Annotated in this window: 19 protein-coding genes; 10 read left to right on the top strand and 9 right to left on the bottom strand. The window is 68.2% G+C overall.

Going from position 1 to position 18,656, the window contains the following annotated elements; genetic code table 11:
* Positions 1–111: 111 nt before the first annotated feature.
* On the bottom strand, positions 112–1,044 hold the full coding sequence (locus KXD96_RS04040) for an oxygenase MpaB family protein (RefSeq protein WP_260743074.1): 933 nt from the start codon (positions 1,042–1,044) through the stop codon (positions 112–114).
* A 116-nt stretch (positions 1,045–1,160) separates the two neighbouring features.
* Between KXD96_RS04040 and KXD96_RS04035 the strand changes: the two genes are divergently transcribed.
* From KXD96_RS04035 to KXD96_RS04025, 3 genes are all read left to right on the top strand, one after another.
* Entirely contained in the window at positions 1,161–1,754 is a 594-nt protein-coding gene (locus tag KXD96_RS04035) for a TetR/AcrR family transcriptional regulator (protein WP_260743073.1), read from the top strand.
* A 40-nt stretch (positions 1,755–1,794) separates the two neighbouring features.
* Positions 1,795–3,171, top strand: a complete 1,377-nt coding sequence (locus tag KXD96_RS04030) for an adenylate/guanylate cyclase domain-containing protein (protein ID WP_260743072.1) — start codon at positions 1,795–1,797, stop codon at positions 3,169–3,171.
* A gap of 85 nt (positions 3,172–3,256) precedes the next feature.
* Positions 3,257–4,003, top strand: coding sequence for a class I SAM-dependent methyltransferase (locus KXD96_RS04025; RefSeq protein WP_260743071.1), 747 nt, complete (start codon positions 3,257–3,259; stop codon positions 4,001–4,003).
* Position 4,004: 1 nt separating this feature from the next.
* Here KXD96_RS04025 and KXD96_RS04020 read toward each other — a convergent pair whose 3' ends face one another.
* The 4 genes from KXD96_RS04020 to KXD96_RS04005 all read right to left on the bottom strand — a co-directional run bounded on the left by KXD96_RS04020 (position 4,005) and on the right by KXD96_RS04005 (position 6,691).
* On the bottom strand, positions 4,005–4,811 hold the full coding sequence (locus KXD96_RS04020) for an SDR family oxidoreductase (protein WP_260743069.1): 807 nt from the start codon (positions 4,809–4,811) through the stop codon (positions 4,005–4,007).
* Position 4,812: 1 nt separating this feature from the next.
* Positions 4,813–5,286, bottom strand: a complete 474-nt coding sequence (locus KXD96_RS04015) for an SRPBCC family protein (protein WP_260743068.1) — start codon at positions 5,284–5,286, stop codon at positions 4,813–4,815.
* Between the two features lie 244 nt (positions 5,287–5,530).
* Complete coding sequence (locus KXD96_RS04010; protein ID WP_260743066.1) at positions 5,531–5,695, bottom strand: hypothetical protein; 165 nt, start codon at positions 5,693–5,695, stop codon at positions 5,531–5,533.
* 144 nt (positions 5,696–5,839) lie between these two features.
* Positions 5,840–6,691, bottom strand: coding sequence for an SDR family oxidoreductase (locus KXD96_RS04005; RefSeq protein WP_260743065.1), 852 nt, complete (start codon positions 6,689–6,691; stop codon positions 5,840–5,842).
* A gap of 41 nt (positions 6,692–6,732) precedes the next feature.
* On the opposite strand from KXD96_RS04005, the gene KXD96_RS04000 reads away from it, so the two are divergent.
* Positions 6,733–7,347, top strand: coding sequence for a PaaI family thioesterase (locus tag KXD96_RS04000; protein ID WP_260743063.1), 615 nt, complete (start codon positions 6,733–6,735; stop codon positions 7,345–7,347).
* Between the two features lie 2 nt (positions 7,348–7,349).
* On the opposite strand, the gene KXD96_RS03995 is transcribed toward KXD96_RS04000, so the two are convergent.
* Positions 7,350–8,114 carry a DUF2127 domain-containing protein gene (locus KXD96_RS03995; protein WP_260743061.1) on the bottom strand — a complete coding sequence of 255 codons (765 nt, stop codon included), beginning with the start codon at positions 8,112–8,114 and terminating at the stop codon, positions 7,350–7,352.
* A 299-nt stretch (positions 8,115–8,413) separates the two neighbouring features.
* Positions 8,414–9,277: an IclR family transcriptional regulator gene (locus KXD96_RS03990; protein ID WP_260743060.1), complete on the bottom strand. Its 864-nt coding sequence runs from the start codon at positions 9,275–9,277 to the stop codon at positions 8,414–8,416.
* 124 nt (positions 9,278–9,401) lie between these two features.
* On the opposite strand from KXD96_RS03990, the gene KXD96_RS03985 reads away from it, so the two are divergent.
* From KXD96_RS03985 to KXD96_RS03960, 6 genes are all read left to right on the top strand, one after another.
* Positions 9,402–10,445 (top strand): zinc-binding dehydrogenase, encoded by a 1,044-nt coding sequence (locus KXD96_RS03985; RefSeq protein ID WP_260745197.1) that lies wholly within the window; start codon positions 9,402–9,404, stop codon positions 10,443–10,445.
* Entirely contained in the window at positions 10,442–10,855 is a 414-nt protein-coding gene (locus KXD96_RS03980) for a nuclear transport factor 2 family protein (protein ID WP_260743059.1), read from the top strand. Before KXD96_RS03985 ends, KXD96_RS03980 begins: the two co-directional genes overlap by 4 nt.
* Positions 10,856–11,674, top strand: a complete 819-nt coding sequence (locus tag KXD96_RS03975; RefSeq protein WP_260743057.1) for an SDR family NAD(P)-dependent oxidoreductase — start codon at positions 10,856–10,858, stop codon at positions 11,672–11,674.
* A 261-nt stretch (positions 11,675–11,935) separates the two neighbouring features.
* Complete coding sequence (locus tag KXD96_RS03970; protein ID WP_260743056.1) at positions 11,936–13,228, top strand: sodium:proton exchanger; 1,293 nt, start codon at positions 11,936–11,938, stop codon at positions 13,226–13,228.
* Between the two features lie 35 nt (positions 13,229–13,263).
* Positions 13,264–14,103 carry an SDR family oxidoreductase gene (locus KXD96_RS03965; protein ID WP_260743055.1) on the top strand — a complete coding sequence of 280 codons (840 nt, stop codon included), beginning with the start codon at positions 13,264–13,266 and terminating at the stop codon, positions 14,101–14,103.
* A 90-nt stretch (positions 14,104–14,193) separates the two neighbouring features.
* On the top strand, positions 14,194–15,351 hold the full coding sequence (locus KXD96_RS03960; RefSeq protein WP_260743054.1) for a Zn-dependent alcohol dehydrogenase: 1,158 nt from the start codon (positions 14,194–14,196) through the stop codon (positions 15,349–15,351).
* On the opposite strand, the gene KXD96_RS03955 is transcribed toward KXD96_RS03960, so the two are convergent.
* Entirely contained in the window at positions 15,235–16,863 is a 1,629-nt protein-coding gene (locus tag KXD96_RS03955; RefSeq protein ID WP_260743053.1) for an NAD(P)/FAD-dependent oxidoreductase, read from the bottom strand. The two genes, KXD96_RS03960 and KXD96_RS03955, sit on opposite strands and share 117 nt — an antisense overlap.
* Positions 16,860–18,656 (bottom strand): NAD(P)/FAD-dependent oxidoreductase, encoded by a 1,797-nt coding sequence (locus KXD96_RS03950; RefSeq protein WP_260743052.1) that lies wholly within the window; start codon positions 18,654–18,656, stop codon positions 16,860–16,862. The genes KXD96_RS03955 and KXD96_RS03950 overlap by 4 nt, the downstream gene beginning before the upstream one ends.

Below are 18,656 nucleotides of genomic sequence, written 5' to 3'. Positions count from 1 at the left end.
GCAGGGAGTTTCGGCGCCGTGTACCCGCTGTTCACTTTCGAAGCCAGGCGGGCGCGCGGTCAGGCCAAGGGGCGGTGTTGGAAGGCGGCATCACCGTCGCGAACGCCGCTGTTAAGCCGCGCGATTGTGCAGCCGGCGCGGATCGACGCCCGAGCGCCGCCACGCCGCGGCCGCCCACGGGGTATAGATCACCCCGACGGGCAGCCGGTTGATCAGCGGGTTGAGCGCGCGCATGGCGGAGGCGAACCGCTGGAATCGCCTCTCCTTCTTCGCATTCCAGTCCAGCTGGCAGACCTCGCGCATCCGTGGCGGCATGGTCCCCACCAAGACCAGACGGGTGTAGGCGTTCAGCGGCGCGGACAACACCTTCCACACCGGCCCCGGGATCCAGCGCGGGCCCGGTATCCCCTTCCTGATGTAGCCGGTCCCGTACAAGACGGTCTTATGCGGGACGAATCGCTCCAGCATCTCGTCCCAGTAGGCGAGGAACTCGTCGTAGGTCCGCGGCTGGCCCCGGTCGCTGACGCCGTAGAGGCTGTACCAGACCTTGCCCTCGTTGAAGATCCGCGCCTTCTCCGCATGGGAGAGCCGGCGGATGAACGTGTCGGCGTTGTAGATGACCTGGTCGACGAATGACGCGTGCGCCCAATAGAACAGCTCGGGATTCAGCGCGTGATACCTCGAGCCGTCACTGATGGTGCCCTTGATCGTCTTGTGGAAGTCGCGCACCTTGCGGCCCCACTCGTGCGGCTCGTCGGAGTAGACGGTCTTCATCAGCGGCGGCGCGGTCCGCTTGGCGCGCCCCAATGTGTCGCTGAAGACCACCGAGTGGTCCAGCACGCCCTGGGCGAGCTGTTCGATGCAGTTCTCGACGCCGGCGGTGCGTTGGAACCCGAAGAACTGGGTCCGGTTGTCCCCGTAGAACTTCCAGATCAAGGACCCGGGTCCGAGCCGCGCGGCCTCGTCGGCCGGGCCGTCGACCGGCATGGGGAACGCCTCCCGGACACCGGTGTCGAAATCCCGGCCAGCCCATTGCGCTGTCATCCCGATCTCCTCGCCCCCACGCGCGCACACCCGTTGTGAAGCAGTGAAACAAATGCGTATCTTTGTGTCAAACGGGCTTCGTCGCCGCGCCGAGATTGCCGTGAGGGGCGTAATCCATGAAGAACCACAGCCTTGACGGCAATCTCGGTGAAAGGACCGACCTCGACCGCACCATCCTGGACACCGCGCGCACCGTGTTCGAGACCTACGGGGTGCGCCGGGCCAACATCGAAGACGTCGCCGCCCGCGCCGGCGTCAGTCGCAGCACCGTGTACCGCCGCTTTCCGACCAAGGACGACCTGTTCGGGCACGTGGTGCGGCGCGAGGCCGAATCGTTCTTCAGCACGCTAGACCACGCCACCACCGGCTGCGACCCGCGGCAGGCCGTGATCGAGGCCTTCGCGCTCGGGGTGCGACTGGTCCACGACTCGCCGCTGTACTCGCGGATCGCCGACAGCGAACCCGAGCTGTTGGGCTTGTTCTCCCGATCGCAGACATTCCCCATCGGCCGGTTCGCCGACGGGATCGCCCACACGCTGCGCCGGTGCGGGGCCGACATGCCCGACCGCGACCTGGCCAACATCGCCGACATCCTGCTTCGCGTCGCGCTGGGCATCATCGTCTTCCCCACCGAAAGACTCGACACGTCCGACCCCGCCGCCGTCCGCGAGTACGCCGCCCGCTACCTGGTGGCGATCATCGGCCGCTGACCCGCTATGGCATGTCAGTGACCTGCACTAGCCTGAGTGCGTGGCTGGGAGTTCCGCGGCTCCGCGGACCCGGTACGCAAGCTGCGGCGAGATCGACATCGCCTACCAGGTCTTCGGCGATGGCCCGATCGACCTGCTCGTGCTGCCGGGCCCGTTAATCCCGATCGACTGCGTCGACCTGGAGCCGTCGATGTACCGGTTCCACCGGCGGCTGGCGTCGTTCTGCCGGGTGATCCGCTTCGACCAGCGCGGCATCGGCCTGTCGTCGCGGGTCGCGTCGCTGGACATGCTCGGCCCGGAATCGTGGGCCCAGGACGCGATCGCGGTCATGAACGCGGTGGGATCCGAGCGCGCAACGATCTTCGCCCCGGGTTTCACGTCGCTGACCGGTGTGGTTCTCGCGTCCGAGCACTCCGACCGGGTGCACAGCCTGGTGATCGCGAATGGCGCGGCGCGAACGCTGCGTGGTCCCGACTACCCCATTGGCAGCGACCTCGACGACGCGGACCGCTTCACGACGGTCGGGATGGAGCCGGACGCCGTCGAGCAGGGGTTCGACATGCTCGGCATCATCGCGCCCTCCGTGGCGGGCGACGCCGCGTTCCGCTCGTGGTGGGACATGGCCGGCAACCGGGCCGCGTCCCCCAGCATGGCTCGCGCGTTCATCAACAAGGTCAGGGAGGGCGACGTCCGCGACAGGCTTCCCCGTGTCGCCGTGCCGACGCTGATTTTGCACCGCGACAACCAGGCCTTCAGCCCGGTCGAGCACGCCCACTATCTCGCCGCGCACATCCCCGGAGCGCGCCTCGTCGAGTGCCCGGGTCAGGACGCCCTGTACTGGGTCGGCGACACCGCCCCCGTCCTCGACGAGATCGAGGAGTTCATCACCGGCGTGCGCGGTGTCTCCGACGCCGAGCGCCTGCTCACCACGATCGTGTTCACCGACATCGTCGGCTCAACCGAGCGCGCGGCGCTGCTCGGCGATCACCGCTGGCGCGACCTGCTCGACAACCACGACACCCTCGTTCGCCACGAGCTACAGCGATTCGCCGGCCGCGAAGTCAACACGGCCGGAGACGGATTCGTCGCGACATTCAGCAGCCCGAGCGCCGCGATCGCCTGCGCCGACGCGATCATCGACGCGGTCCGTGTGCTCGGCATCGAGGTGCGGGTGGGCATTCACGCCGGCGAAGTGGAGGTGCGCGGCAACGACGTCGCCGGCATGGCCGTCCACATCGGCGCGCGGGTGGCGGCACTGGCCGGACCCGGCGAGGTGCTGGTGTCCTCCACGCTGCGCGACATCGTCACCGGATCGCGACACCGCTTCGGCGACCGCGGCGAAACGGCGCTCAAGGGCGTGCCCGGCCAGTGGCGGCTGTACTCCCTGATGCACGAGCACGCGATCGTCCGGCGGTGAACAAACGCGGCTCGGCGTAAGCTGCCAACGGGCGCCTTCCGATCGATTCCCGTGCACCGCTTGGTGTTTGGTTGAAGGAGTACGCATGACGGGCACGCACATCTCGCCGCCTCCCGCGCTGCGGCGGGCACTGGAACTGCTGGCCGACCCGCCGGCCGATCCCGACGTGAGCAAGGGTTATCTCGACCTGCTCGGCAGCGGATCCGCCGAGGCCGACGGCGTCGCGAAAAACACCGGCCCGATCCAGGCGGTGTGGGCATCATCGATCGGCTCGATGCTCTACGACAACGCCCAAGCCATGTCCCGGCGGCTGTTCAGTTTGTGGCGACTGCCAATCGAGTGGCTGAACATCCCACCGGGTGGCATCGCGCTGGACGTCGGTTCGGGTCCGGGCAACGTCACCGCGTCGCTGGCACGCGCGGCCGGCCCGGATGGGTTGGCCCTGGGCGTCGACATCTCCGAGCCCATGCTCGCGCGCGCCGTCCGCAACGAAGCGGGGCCGCAGGTCGGCTTCATCAAGGCCGACGCGCAACGACTGCCGCTGCGCGACAACACCGTTGATGTCGTGGTCTCGATCGGTGTGCTGCAGCTGGTGCCGAATCCGGCGGCGGCCATCGCCGAGATGGCGCGGGTGCTGCGGCCGGGCGGCCGAGCGGCCATTCTGGTCCCGACTGTCGGGCGGGCCGCCCGGCTTTGGCACAGGCTGCCGAACGTCGGTGCGCACGTGTTCGACGACGACGAAATCGGCGACATGCTGGAAAGCAATGGGTTCGTCAGCGTGCGGGTGAAGAACTACGGCACTTTTCAGTGGGTGCGCGGCAAGAAGGGCTGACTCACTTTCGCTTCAGGGCCGGATGGCCGCGCGTCAGCAGCGGCAACAGCAGCTCGGGGGGCGCGATACGGAACAGGGCCGCCGCCGCGCGGTTCACCCGACCGGGAATGACGACCGCCTTGCCGGCCGCTAGCCCGTCGATTCCGGCCTGCGCCACCCTGTCGGCGGGGACCCACATCACGCGCGGCAGGGCGGCCTCGGCTTCCTCCTTGGAGAAACCCGCCGCCTCACCGAATCCGGTGTCCACGGGTCCCGGGCACAGTGCGGTCGCGCTGACCCCGGTGCCGCGCAGCTCACCGCGCAGGCTGTGCGTGTAGGACAACACGAACGCCTTGGCGGCGCCATAGGCCGCCTGGCCCGGCAGAGGGCCGAACGCGGCCAGCGACGCCACATTCAGGACGGCGCCTCGATGGCGGTCCACCATGCCCGGCAGGAATCGGCTGCACAGGTCCACGATTGCCGCCACGTCGACGTCGACAAGGTTGAGTTCTTGTTCGGGAACCGATTCCGCGACGAGCCCGAGCGTCGAGAATCCGGCGTTGTTGACGAGGATGTCGGGCATCAGCCCGAGGGCCGCGACACGGTCGGGCAGGGCCGCTCGTTCGGTGCGGTCGGACAGGTCGGCCGGCAGCGGATGCGCTTGCTCGCCCAGCCGCCCGGCGAGCGCTTCGAGGCGGTCGGCGCTGCGGGCGACGAGCACCACGTGGTAGCCGCGACGGGCCAGGATTTCAGCAAACTGTTCGCCGATGCCCGACGACGCGCCCGTGATGAGGGCAGCCCGGCCGTCCCCGGGAGATGGAAGCGCCATGTCAGCCTTGCCCTCCCGCGTCCGGGGCTTGCGCGAGCACGGCCAGCCGGTCCATGGATTCGCGCAACATGTCCGGCGTCGTCGCACGAGCGCGCTCGAGGCGGGTGGGGTCGGCCAGCGCCGTCCAATCGTAGGTGTGAGTCACCGTGGTGAGTTCGGCATTCACCGGGCTGAGCTCCCAGCGCCACAGGTGACCGGGCGGCTGCTTTCCGGGTTCCGCTGGGCGCCAAGCGATTTTGCTGCCTTCGACGAATTCCACGACGTGGTTCTCGCGCACGGCACCGCTCGTCAGCGTTGTCTTGAACACGTCACCGACCGCACGGACTCGTTGCCCGGGAGCGGACGAGGCGAGGTTATTGTTGCCGTCCCAGCTCGGCTGGCGAGCGGGATCGGCGATCAGTTCGAAAATCCGCGCGGCGTTGGCCGCGATGACGCGCGTGGCGCTCACGATGCATTCGGCTTCCATGTCGGACATAACCGCTATCCAAACACGCCGGCCGTCGGTGTGGATGTGACCTTCGGCCGAGGCATTGGGGACCTTCGACCGTCGAGCCGCCGGCCGCGGCGGTGCGATCGTGGTGGATGCCGGGGGAACCCGGTGGTCTGTCCGAAGTCCAGCAAGCCCATTTTTGGGCGAGGCCATCCGCAAGGGCCTGATTGACCCATCGTCGTAAGACGGGGATCTGCCTTCGGGCAGACCTTTCATGCTTACGGCATGGTCAGCAGCGCTCCGCGCCCCGTCGCATGAGCGTCACGTCGACGAGTCCGCGGCGCGGCCGGCTTCTCAGCAGCGCCTGCAGGGCATCACAGGCGCGCGCCTTCATCGGTGTCACCGCATCGGATTTGGTAGGGCTCTGGCTGATCCAGGACGGCAGTGTTGCCACGGTTTCGATCCTTCGTCTGTTCGGCCGGTGCGCGGACTCATTGAATTGCACCCGAGCCGCTTTACCAATCCGCCGCGCCGCGGTTAACCCCACGAAAAGTCCTAATGTGGCGAGGCGCACAGCCGCGGGCGCGCGCGTGCGCCGTCACATGCCCGTGGAACGCCGGAACCGGCGCAGATAGCCCGGCAACCGATGCGTCGGCAGCGCTTTCGGCCAATCGTCCGCCCGGAAATACGCGTCGGTGCCGCCGTCAACGAATACCACGCTGCCGCAGAGGAATTCGGCGGAATCCGACAGCATGAAACACATCCAGTCGGCCATGTGCCGCGCCTGGCCGAAGCCACCGACCGGCACCGGGAACGACCGGACGGCCTTGGCCTGCCGCGGCGTCGCCAGCTGTTCTTGCAGCAGCGGCGTCATGATGGCCCCCGGCGCCAGGGCATTCAAGCGCACACCCAGGCCCGCCCATTCCGGCAGCACCGCGTGCCGCCGCACCCAGCGACTGACGGCGATCTTTGATGCCGCGTACATCATCGTCGGTGCGCCCGGACCGAAGAGCCGCACCGACCGCAGGGCCTTGTCGCCGTCATGGGCGAGCAGGGCGCTGACCGTTCGGCGCGGGACGAGGGGCACGGTCGTCGTCGAGTTGCTCGCCACGACGACCACTTTCGCGCATTCGGCCGCGGCCAGTGCCGGTCGCCAGGCGATGAGAAGCTCGACCACGCCGAAATAATTGACCTGACCGATCTGGCGTACCCGGTCCGGACCGGGGCTGGGTCCGAGGCCGGCGGCCAGCACCGCACCGTCGAGCTTGCCGCCCGAGGCCGCCAGCACGCCGTCGGCGGCCTCTTCGCGTCCCTGCGGCGTCGACAGGTCGGCGATGATATCGGCGTCCTTGATGTCGACGCCGATGACGGTGTGCCCGTCGGCCTTGAGCCGCTGCGCGGTCTCGTAGCCCATGCCGGATGCCGATCCGGTGACCGCATAAGTGCCCATCGCTCCGTTCTTACCAGGCGGGGTCCTGTTAGGTTGCCGAGATGCATGACCAAACGCCCTGCATCGATCTCAGCCGGCTCGAGTCGGTGTACGCGCCGCTGGCCGAGTCAATCCGCCGACTCGTCGACGTCAGCATCCGCACCGAAGCCGAACCCGCGGCGGTGGCGGCGGCGCAGGCGAAGGTCGACGCGGCCACAGCGGAATTGAGCGAGACGGCACCGCCGGGGCCCGTCGGCGTGCACTACCTGCCCGATGGCCAGACCATCGCGTGGGGCAACGCGGTCGTCGGCGTGCGTAACCCGGTGGCGCCGCCCTTGGTGGTCCATCACGAGCCCGACGGACTGGTGTGGTCGGAATTCGCCCTGGGCGCCGCCTACGAAGGGCCGCCGGGTCATGTGCACGGCGGTGTCTGCGCGCTGGTGCTCGACCATGTGCTCGGCGCGACGGCGCACCAGCCGGACAGGCCCGCCTACACCGGCACCCTCACCCTGCGCTACAGGCGCCCAACCGCGCTGGAGCGGCCGTTGCGCGCGCAGGCTCATGTCGAGCGCATCGAGGGGGTCAAGACTTTCGCCGTCGGCCACCTGGCCGACGAGGATGGCGTCACGGTCGAGGCGGAGGGCATTTTCATACACCCCCGGCAGTCGACGGCCTGACGTCACGTTCTGGCGGCGGCCTTCTCGACGTCGAGCAGTTGCTCGCCGCGTCGCTCCTCGTCGTAAGCCTCGCGGCCGCCGCGCAAGCCGAATAGCCGTTTCGAGAACAGCAGGTAGATCACCGCGGCCACGTTGATGGTGAAGGTGACGACGCGGGTCATCGTGATGCCCTTGGCCAGGTCGTGAATCTCCAACGGCAGGAACACCGACGTCGCTATCACCGCGAAGTACTCGCCCCAGCGCTTCAGCAACCATAGGCCGACGCCTTCGACCACCTCCAGCAGCGCGTAGGCGGCCAGCATCAAGGTCAGCAGGGCCAGGGTGGATGGCTTGGCGGCCAGCGCCTTTTCTAGCTCGTGCACGATGGTCATCTGGTCGACCTTGAATCCGGCCGCGCGGAAGATCGGTAGGTCGCGTTCGAGGGTGGCCTGGATGGCGCCCCGCGCACCGCGAAACTTCCACACCGCATATGCGGCGAGCGTGATCACCAGCGCCCGGAAAAGACGCTCCACGGCGAGGGTCCGGATGATGATGGCCTGCCGTAAAGCCTTGCCGCGCATGATCATCGGCGCATCTTCGGCGCGGCCACGCCCATGCGGCTCGCCCACGGTGAATTCACCGCAGCGCAGACAGCGCCACACTTCGCCAAGCCCGGTGATGCCGTTCAACCGGGCGGCGAGATCCTTCTCGTCGGGCGCATAGGTGGCGTGTCCCGCGATTGCACAGGTGACTAACTCCCACCGATTGATGCCCTGATCTTTGCGCATGGCCGATCATCGCACTGCTGGAAGCGGGCCACGCAAGAGGCCGCGCGTCAGAACCGGGGCCTGGTCGCGGCCGCTGGACATTCGGGCTGACCGCACCGAGCAGGCCGGTGAGTTCGGCGACGGGAATGGAGTCGAGGTGGTCCACCGCCGCGAGGCTGTCGAGCACGTTGCGCTTCATCAGCGCACGCGGCCGTCCCGTCAGATCCGCCGCCTCCGCGCCGACGACGAATCCGGCCAGCTCTTCCACAACGTAGTTACGTGCCATCCCTTTTCGCCTTCCGCGCCGCGTTACGGCGAGCCTAGACGGCGCGGTCGACCGCGTCGGCTAGTGGCGACGGCATGCTGATCGCCCCCGTTTCGTCGATCAGGTGTTTTCCGATCAGCCGGATCTGCCGCGCGGAAAGCGGGCACAGTGGGTGCACGGCCACCATCAGGGCAACGTGCCGTTCATCGAAAACGGGTGCGGCGATGGTCACCACGGGTTGCTTGCGGCGACCGGGGTTGTCGTCGGACAGGAAGCCGATGGTGGTGAATTCGACGAGCAACTGGTCCAGGATGTGCCGCACGGGCATCGGCATGTCGGCGCTGTCCAACGTGCCGACCACCTGCACGGCCTGCGCCAGCGCGGGCGTCGTCCAGTCGACGTCGAAGCCGCGCTCACGCGTGTGCGCCAACACCTGCTCGAGGCGCCGGATGCGATCGGGGTTGTTGCCCGCGCCGCGGCGGATCCACGCGCGTTGTTCCTCCTCGTCGTCCCAGGCGGCGAGGGCGACTCCGAACGGCGGAGCGTACGGGATGCGATCGCCCGGAATTCCGGACGGTTGGGTGGCGGGCTCACCCTCGAAAGCCGTCACCACCAACGAATCCCCGAAGCGCTCGACCACGGAGCAGGCGTAGCCGAATTCACGGGACAAGCGCAGCGCCGCGGAGCGGGCCGCGTTCGCGAGTGGCCGGGCGGTGTCCGTCCGCGCCGCGACGACGGCCAGCGCCGGGCCGAGGGTGAACGTCTTGGCGACCGGATCGCGGCTGGCCCAACCCCGGTCGCACAGGGTCTTCAGGATCGCGTGCGCCGTCGCCTGCGTGAGGTCGAGCTCGCGCACGACGTCGGAGAACCGCAGCCGCGCATTTCCCGACCGGGCCAGCAGCTCGACAACGTCGAGCACGCGGGCGGTCGGTGCAGACGTCGATCCGCGAATCGCTTGACTCCTCTACCCCACGATTTAGAGTTAGACGAACATTCGAGATTCTATATCGATTATTCGAGAAAGCGGAAACGCGTTGCGCGCTGTGGTGCTGAGGGACGGCCGGCTCGAGGTCCGCGAGACGGCGGACCCTGAGCCCGGACGGGGCGAGCTGTTGCTGCGCACGCTAAGCACCGCGATCTGCGCGTCCGACGTGCATTTCATGGACCATCCGGAGCTCGCCGTCGACGATCCGACCGGGCGTTCGCTCTATGAAACCGACCGGGACATCGTGCTCGGTCACGAGTTCGTGGGCGAGGTCGTCGGCCACGGACCCGGCTGCACGGATGCGTTCGCGATCGGTGCGCGGGTGACGGCCATGCCGGTGCGCCTCGTCGACGGTGGATCCGGCGGGATGCGGATCATCGGCCAGCATCCCGAGGCGCAGGGCAGTTTCGCTGAGCTGCTGGTGGTTTCGGAGGTGGCGGCCAAGCCGGTCTTCGGCGGCGTGTCCAGTGACGCCGTCGCACTGACCGACGCCTTCGCCGTCGGCGAGTTCTACGTCCGGTCGGCGCGGATGCAACCCGGCGAGGTCGCCATCGTGGTCGGCGCGGGGGCGATCGGCCTGTCGGCCGTCGCCGCCCTGGCCAGCCGTGGCATCGAGCCGATTGTCGTGGCGGACTACAAGTCCGACCGCCGCGCGCTGGCCCGCGAGCGTTTCGGCGCGCACGTCGTGGTCGATCCCGCCGAGAAGTCGCCGTTCGACGCGTTCAACGAGGTGCGCGCCCAGCGCGGATTACCCGGCCCGGCAGTGGTTTTCGAGTGTGTCGGCGCCACCGGCCTGATCCAGCAGCTCGTCGAATCCGCCGAGATGGGAACCCGGCTGTACTGCGCGGGCGGCTGGTACACCGGCGACACGCTCGACATCACCACGGCCACCCGCCAAGGCGTCACCATCCAATTCGGCGGCGGCCCACACCCGCAGGACTGGTACGGCACGCTCGATGCCATCGCCGCGGGCCGGCTCGACCCGCTCCCCAGCGTGGGCAAGGTCATCGGCCTCGACGAAGTGCCCGACGCGCTGGAGCTGGCCCGCCGGTCGGACGGCCCGCCGCGGATCGTGGTTCACCCGAACGGAGACCTGCCATGACCGAACGTGACGACCGCCAGGACATCGCCGAGCTGCTGGTCCGCTACGCCACCGGGATCGACCGGCGAGACTGGCCGCTGTTTCGCACCGTGTTCACCGCGGACTGCGAGCTCGACTACGGCGAGATCGGGGCGTGGACGGGCGTCGACGCCGTCGCGGACTTCATGGAGCAGGTGCACGCCCTGGCGGGCCACACGCTGCACCGCTTGACCAACCACGCGATCACGGTCGACGGGGACCGGGCGACGGCGCGGACCTATATCGACGGACTGATCATGGCCGGCGACAACAACTCCGGGGTCAACGCGATCGGTTTCTACGACGACGAAATCGTGCGCACCGCTGACGGCTGGCGCATCGCCCGCCGGCGCTACACCCAGGTACGGCTGACGACGGTCGGGGGCGCTTAGATGACGTTCGCAACCAGGTACGGGCCCTGGGCGGTGGTGGCCGGAGCCTCGGACGGGTTGGGCGCGTCGTTCGCGCGCGGGCTCGCCGAGCGTGGCATCAACGTCGTGCTGATCGCCCGTCGGCAAGCCGTCCTCGACGAAGTGGCCGCCACGATCCGCGACGATACGTCGGCGTCCACGCGCACGCTCGCCATCGATCTCGCCGAACCGGGTGCGGCGGTGGCGATCGCCGCGGCCACCAGTGACCTGGAGGTGGGCTTCCTGGTGTACTGCGCGGGTGCCGACCCGAACTTCGAGCCGTTTCTCGCCAATCCGATCGAGACCGCCGAAGCGATGGTGCAGCGCAACTGCATGGTGCCGATGCAGCTGTGCCACCACTTCGCTGCCGCCATGGTCGAGCGGGGCCGCGGCGGGATCGTGCTGTTCGGGTCCGGCGCGGGCCTGGCCGGAGGGGCCAACATGGTCGCCTACGGCGCGACGAAGGCGTTCGACATGGTGTTCGCCGAAGCGCTCTGGGCCGAGTTGCACGACAAGGGCGTCGACGTCCTGGGCCTCATCCTGGGCAAGACCGATACGCCCGCACTACGGCAACTCGAACACAGCCGCGGCCAGATTGGTTCCCTCGACGAGGTGCCGCCAGGCGCGGCCGACGTGGCGGACGTCATCGCGGAGGCGTTCGAGAACCTCGGTGGCGGGCCGACCCTGATGGTCGGCGACATGATGCGCGCCGCCGAACAGATGCTGGCGTCGCTCACCCGCAACCAAGCCGTCGAACTGTTCGCCCAAGCCGCGGCCGCGGCCATGGGCCCGGACAATTAACCGGAACCTCCCCCGCTCGCGGCCCGTCGTGCTGCACAGGGACGGTTTCCGTTCCGGAAGGTTTGCCAAACTTCGAAGTGAGGGCAGACTAACTTTCTGCTGGAGCTCTTCTGGCCAGCAAATATGGGTTCGGGAGGCCCCACGCGCCGCGGATGTACGACGTTGCTGGGAATGCGCTTCGGCGGGTAGCTTAGGTAGTCGTTAGGCATGGCTAATCCGGCCGGAGTAGCCGCTCCAGTCGCCACCCCTCCTGATCGAAGGATGACGATGCTCGCCACCGACAGGTCCGCGGTCGCGACCGCGAAGGCGGAACGTTCGCCGCGTCGCACCCTGACCCGTTCGGCATTGATCACTGCGGCGTTCGTCGCCCCGGCGGCGATCGTCCGCATCCTCGGCCTGCACCCCGACCCGGTAGCCGCCCTGCTGATCTACGGGGCTGCGGTCGTATCGGCCAGCTTCTTGCTGGCCTGGGGCGCCGAGACCGCGCAGATCGATGTCTCCGGTGGGCTGGCGACCGCGATCCTGGCGCTGATCGCGGTGCTTCCCGAATACGCTGTCGACCTGTACTACGCGTACGTCTCCGGCCACAACGCCGAGTACGCGCAGTACGCGGCGGCCAACATGACCGGGTCCAACCGGTTGCTGATGGGTCTGGGTTGGCCCGTCGTGGTGCTGGTCAGCATCGTCGTCGCGCGCAAGGCCGGCGCCACGAACACCACCGGCTTGGCGCTGCAACCTGCGAACCGCGTCGAACTCGGGTTCCTGCTGATCGCCGGCGTCATCGCCTTCGCGATCCCGGCGACCGGCCAGATCCATTTCGGACTGGGGCTGGCGCTGCTTGCCTGGTTCGGGTTCTACCTCTACAAGGTCGGCCACGGCGACGTGGAAGAGCCCGATCTGATCGGGACCGCCGCCGCGCTCGGGGAGCTGCCCGATCGCGCGCGGCGCATCGTGGTCGTCGGCCTCTTCCTGGTCTCCGGCGCGGTGATTCTGCTGTGCGCCAAGCCGTTCGCCGAGAACTTGGTCGCCGCAGGCGCAGAGCTGGGCATCGACCGGTTCCTCCTGGTCCAGTGGCTCGCCCCGCTCGCCTCCGAGGCCCCGGAGTTCATCGTCGCGACCATCTTCGCCGCCCGCGGCAAGGGCACGGCGGCCATCGCCACCCTGATCTCCTCAAAGGTCAACCAGTGGACGCTGCTGATCGGGTCGCTACCGGTCGCCCACCTCCTGGGCGGCGGCGGAATCTCCCTGGAGCTCGACCCGCGTCAGGTGGAGGAAGTGCTGCTCACGGCCACCCAAACCATGATGGGCGTGGCGGCGCTGTTGGCCCTGCGATTCCATCGCGCCGCGGCGTCCACGCTGCTGGGGTTGTTCGTCGTGCAATTCCCGATCGCCTCGACGCATGGCCGGCTGCTGCTCTGCGGCGTCTACACCGTGGTGGCCGTCGTCGCGCTGATCCGCTACCGCCGCCACCTGGCCGCCACCGTGCGGGCGCCGTTCTTCGGGACGGCGATCCGGCACAGCGGTCACCCCCACCACCCGGTGCCGGACCCCTAACTCCCGGCGACCACCGGCCGTATACGGTCCACGGTATGAATCGAGTGTCGGTGATCACGGGTGGCGCGGGTGGCATGGGTCTGGCCACGGCCAAGATCGTCGGCCGCGATCACACCCTGGTCCTCTGCGACGTCCGGCTGGACCGGCTGAAGGCCGCGGCTGCAACCCTGGAAGAGCTCGGGATGACACCCACGGCCGTCGACTGTGACGTCACCGACCGGCGGGCGGTCGATGACCTGCTCGACACCGCAAACAGTCTCGGCTCGCTCGCCTCGGTGATCCACACCGCGGGGGTGAGCCCGAGTATGGGCCCTGCCGACTACGTCATGCGGACCAACGCGCTCGGCACGCTGAACGTCAACGAGGCGTTTTACACCGCGGCCGGCGAGGGCTCCGTGATCGTCAATGTGGCGTCGATGGCGGCCCACCTGTTGCCCGCGGATATGGTTCCGCTGGACCAATTCTCGCTGGCCCTGCAAGACATCGACGCTTTCATGGACGCCATGATGACGGCCTGCAACATCGTGCCCGAGGAAGCGCGGTCCGGCATCGCCTACGCGGTCAGCAAGAGCTTCGTCAAGTGGTACAGCCAGGCGCAGGCGGAGAGATTCAACGCGCGTGGGCTGCGCATCGTCTCCGTTTCGCCGGGGTCCATCGACACCGAGATGGGCCGGCTCGAGGAGCAGGCCGGCGCCGGCGCGATGGTGACAAACGCCGCGGTCCCGCGGTGGGGCAAGCCCGAGGAGATGGCCGAGCTGCTCGCGTTCTGTGCCAGTGACAAAGCCGGCTACCTCACCGGCACCGACATCCTGAACGACGGCGGCGTGATCGCGTCGATGACCGAGCGAGCCAGGGTGGCGGCCACGAACCGCTGATCTTCACCGGCCTCGGCGGGGTCCCCATAATCAATCAATTGATAGTATTCGTGCCGCCGGCGGGGTCCGGCAGAAAGGCGGCACGAGTCGATGCGAAGCCGCGCCGCCATCCTCTACGAGTACGGCCACCCGTGGTCCGTCGAAGAGTTCGAGCTGGATCCCCCGAAGGCCGGCGAAGTCCTGGTGCGGCTGGCGGCCACCGGGCTCTGCCACTCCGACGAACACATCCGGCAGGGGAAGCTGGCCCCGCCACCAGAGACGTTGCGCGCCCTGGGATTACCCGCGATGTCACCCACGATCGGGGGGCACGAGGGCTCCGGCGTGGTGGTCGAGGTCGGGGCGGGCGTCGCCGGGTTCGCGCCGGGCGACCACGTGGTCACGTCCTTCGTCGCGGTGTGCGGTAAATGCCGGTGGTGCGCCTCGGGGATGGAGTACCTCTGCGACACGGGGTCGGGGACCCTGGCGCCGGGCATGCCGACGGACGGAACTTTTCGCCATCACACGGTCGACGGGCGGAACCTCGGTCACGTGTCCAAGATCGGTGCGTTCGCCGAACACACTGTGGTGGCGGCTAATTCGCTGGTCAAGATCGATCCGGACTTTCCGCTCGTGCCGGCCGCACTGCTGGCGTGCGCGGTTCCCACCGGGTACGGCTCGGCGGCCCGGCGTGCCGGGGTGCGGGGCGGTGACACGGTGGTGGTGATCGGCGCCGGTGGAATCGGCACCGCCGCCGTTCAGGGCGCTCGCATCAGCGGGGCAGCCCGAATCGTCGCGGTCGACGTGAGCGAGTTCAAACGCGTATCCGCAACAACTTTCGGTGCGACGCACACCGCCGCGACGGCGGGGGAGGCGCTGGAGCTGGTGCGGGACCTGACCCGCGGCGCGATGGCGGATGCGGTCGTGGTGTCCCCCGCCATGATCGGCGAGGCCGACGTCGGCGCGGCGCTGGCGCTCACCCGCAAGGGAGGCACCTGCGTGCTGACCGGGTTGCCGTCGCCCGCCACGCACTCGATCGCCGTTGCGCTGCAAGACTTCATCCTGATGAACAAGACGTTGTGCGGCACGGTGTTCGGCTCGTGCAATCCCAAGAGCGACATCGCGCTGCTGGCCACGCTGTACGAGTCGGGTCGGCTACTCCTCGACGAGATGATCACCAAGCGCTATCGGCTCGACGACGTCAACGACGCCTACGCCGACCTGACCGCCGGCCGCCTGATCCGCGGGGTCATCGACTTCGGCCTGGGCTAGCAACCAGTCTCGGCGTCGCAGCCGCCAGGTCCGGCGGGCGTACTCCAGCTCGGTGTACGGCCATTGGGTGACGATCCGGCCGGTGGGCGAACGGAAGTAGCTGTCGCACTTCGTCCAGATGCTGCGCTCCAGGTCCTCGGAAAGCTGGTCGTTGTAGCGCTTTTCGGCTTCGGGACGGACATCGAGGTAGCCGCCCCTGCGCGCCACCCGGCTGACCGCGCCGGCAACCAGCCGCGCGCCGGCCTCGAGGATGTAGACGATCGAGTTGCCGCCCTGGTTGGTGTTGGGACCGTAGAGCATGAAGAAGTTCGGGAAGCCGCTCACCGCGACGCCCAGGTATGCGCTGGGGTCGTCGCCCCATCGCTCGTGCAGACTTTCGCCGCCCCTTCCGATGACCTCGATGCCGGCAAGGTAGCGGCTCGTTTGGAATCCGGTGGCGCACACGATGGCGTCGGGCTCCACCAATTCGCCGCTGACAGTGGCGATCGACGTCTCGGTAACTCGGGCGATCGGTTCGGTCACCAGATCGACGTGGTCCTTCTGCAGCGCCAGATAGTAGTCGTCGCCGAGTAGCACCCGCTTGCAGCGGAATGGATAGTCGGGAGTCAGGGCGAGGCGAAGCCGTTCGTCGGCGACGGTGCGCTCGAGAAACGAGCTTGCGACCTGTGAACGGCTTGCCACCTGCGGGTCTTCGACCGCGTTTCCGGTGAAGTCGTGGAACTGCTTCCAGATTCGCCATCGTTCCCTGCGCGCCGCCCACGGATGGCGGCGAAACCTCGCCAGCTCCTGAGGACTGAACGGACGGTCGTCCTTGGGTACCATCCATGGGGGCGTCCGCTGGAACACGGTTACACCCGAGGCGATTCGAGCCAGTTCCGGCACCACCTGCACCGCGCTGGCGCCGGTGCCGATCACCGCGACTTTCCTGCCGGTCAAGTCCACGCCAGGATCCCACGCCGAGGTGTGCATCAGGTGGCCGCGGTAGCCGGTCAGGCCCTCGATGTCGGGGAGCCTGGGAGCGCCGAACAGCCCGACGGCGCTGACCACGACATCGGCGCGCAACGTGGTGACGCTGTCGCCATTCGCCTGTTGCAGCTGCAATTCCCACTGCCGACCGCCGTTATCCCAGCGCGCACTCCGCACATAAGTCCGCAAGTTCAGGTGGCGGCGCAGGTCGAAGTCGTCGACCACCGACTCCAGGTACGCCAGAATCTCGGGCTGCCGAGCGTAAGTACGGCTCCAGTTCCGGTTCAGCGCGAACGAGAACGAGTACAGATGGCTTTGCACGTCGCAGGCGGCGCCGGGATAGGTGTTGCGTCGCCAGGTTCCCCCCACACCGTCCGCGCCTTCAATGATCACCAAGTCGTCAATTCCTCTGCGGCGCAGCGCTACTGCCGCGGCAATGCCACCGAAACCGGCGCCGATGATCGCCACCCTGGGTGAGCGCCGGCGCCGGGTCGCCGCCCGTAGCCGGCCGACCCCGTAACGCCAGCGGGCCTGCCGACTGGTCACGGCCCGGCCTCGCGGCGGCGAATCAGGTAACCCTCCAGCTCACCGTCGGCCCGCCATGACCGCAGTAGGTCGGCGTACTCGGTGGGCCCGCCGAAGAAGAAGCTGCCCTGCCGGGTCTTGTTGTCCGCCTTGCCCTCCCGGTTGTAGTAACCCGGGGTGCAGGTTCGGGCGCGCTCGGCGCTGGCGGCCGACCGGCCGACCACCGTGTCGACCCAGGCGGCCTCGGCCGCCGGTGCGGCCTCGATTTCGGTGACGCCGTGCTCGAGAGCCCAGGCGATGATCCACGCGGCGTGGGTCGCCTGCACGTCGAGCAGGTAGGGGAAGTTCACCGTCAGGCCCGCCTGGGCGATGCTTTCGATGAAGCAGTTCGGGAATTTCGTCGTGCACAGGCCTTGAAAGGTGCGCACGCCGTCGTCCCAGTGTTGGGTCAGCGACACCCCGTCACGGCCGATCAGCTGGAAACCGGTGCGGCGGCAGTAGTCGGTGCCCACCTCGAAACCGGTTGCGAAGATGAGACAGTCGAGCTGGTAGGGCACATCGTCGACGACCACACCCGACTCGGTGATGCGTTGCACCCCGCGGCCGCGTGTGTCGACCAGCGTGACGTTGTCGCGGTTGAACGTTTGCAGGTACTCGTCGTGGAAGCAGGGCCGTTTGCAGAAGTACCCGTACCACGGCTTGAGCGCCTCCGCGGTGGCCGGATCGGCGACGATGTCGTCGACACGCGCCCGGATCTCTTCCATCTTGGCGAAGTCCGCGAGTTCGATGTCGCGGCCGCGTTGCGCCGGGTCCGCGCCGTCCCCGTCGTGGCGCATCACCGGCAGCTTGCGCGTGATGCTCGTCCAGGCGTCGGCCACGAGGTCTTCGTCGGCCTGCCCGCCGGCGGTGAGGATCTGGAAGTTCTCGATGCGTCGGCGCTGCCAGCCCGGCCGTAATGTGTTGGCCCACTGCGAGTCCGTGGGGCGGTTGGCCCGGACGTCGACCGATGACGGCGTGCGCTGGAATACGTAGAGCCGCTGCGCCGCCCTGGCGAGGTGCGGGACGCACTGGATCGCCGTGGCGCCGGTGCCGATGATGCCGACGCGCTTGCCGGCCAGCTTCTCGAGCTTCTCGCCGGTGTAGGCGTAGTCCCACCGGCTGGTATGGAAGGCATGCCCGCGAAACGCGCCGAGGCCCTCGATGCCGGGCAGCTTGGGTTTGGCCTGGTAGCCGTTGGCCATGGACACGAACCGGGCCCGCATCTCGTCGCCCCGGTTGGTGCGGATGATCCAGCGTGATTCGGCCGTGTCCCAACGGATCTCGTGCACATCCGTCTGTAGGCAGGCGTCGCGGTAGAGGTCGTAGTGCCGGGCGATGCGCTGGCAATGCGCGAAGATCTCGGGCCCCTTGGCGTACTTCTCGGTGGGTACATAGCCGAGCTCCTCGAGCAGCGGCATGTACACATACGACTCGACGTCGCACGCGATTCCCGGGTAGCGGTTCCAGTACCACGTGCCACCCACGTCGGCCGCCCTGTCGATGAGGCGCACGCTTTCGACGCCGAGCTGACGCAGCCGAACCCCCGTCAGCAGTCCGCCGAAGCCCGCGCCGATGATTGCGACGTCGACCTCGTCGGTCAGCGGTTCGCGAACGAAATTTCCATCCACCCAGGGGTCGTCGGCGAAGCGGGCGAACGCGCCCGCCGTCTCCACGTACTGCGCGATGCCGTCCGGGCGCAATCGGCGCGCGCGCTCTTCGGCGTACTTACGTCGCAGCGCGTCGACGTCGAATGTCACGCCAACGGTTTCAGTCAA

Source organism: Mycobacterium sp. SMC-2, assembly GCF_025263485.1.
Taxonomy (GTDB): domain Bacteria; phylum Actinomycetota; class Actinomycetes; order Mycobacteriales; family Mycobacteriaceae; genus Mycobacterium.
Note: the sequence above shows the minus strand (reverse complement) of the source record. Positions and strands in the feature narration are given on the sequence as shown.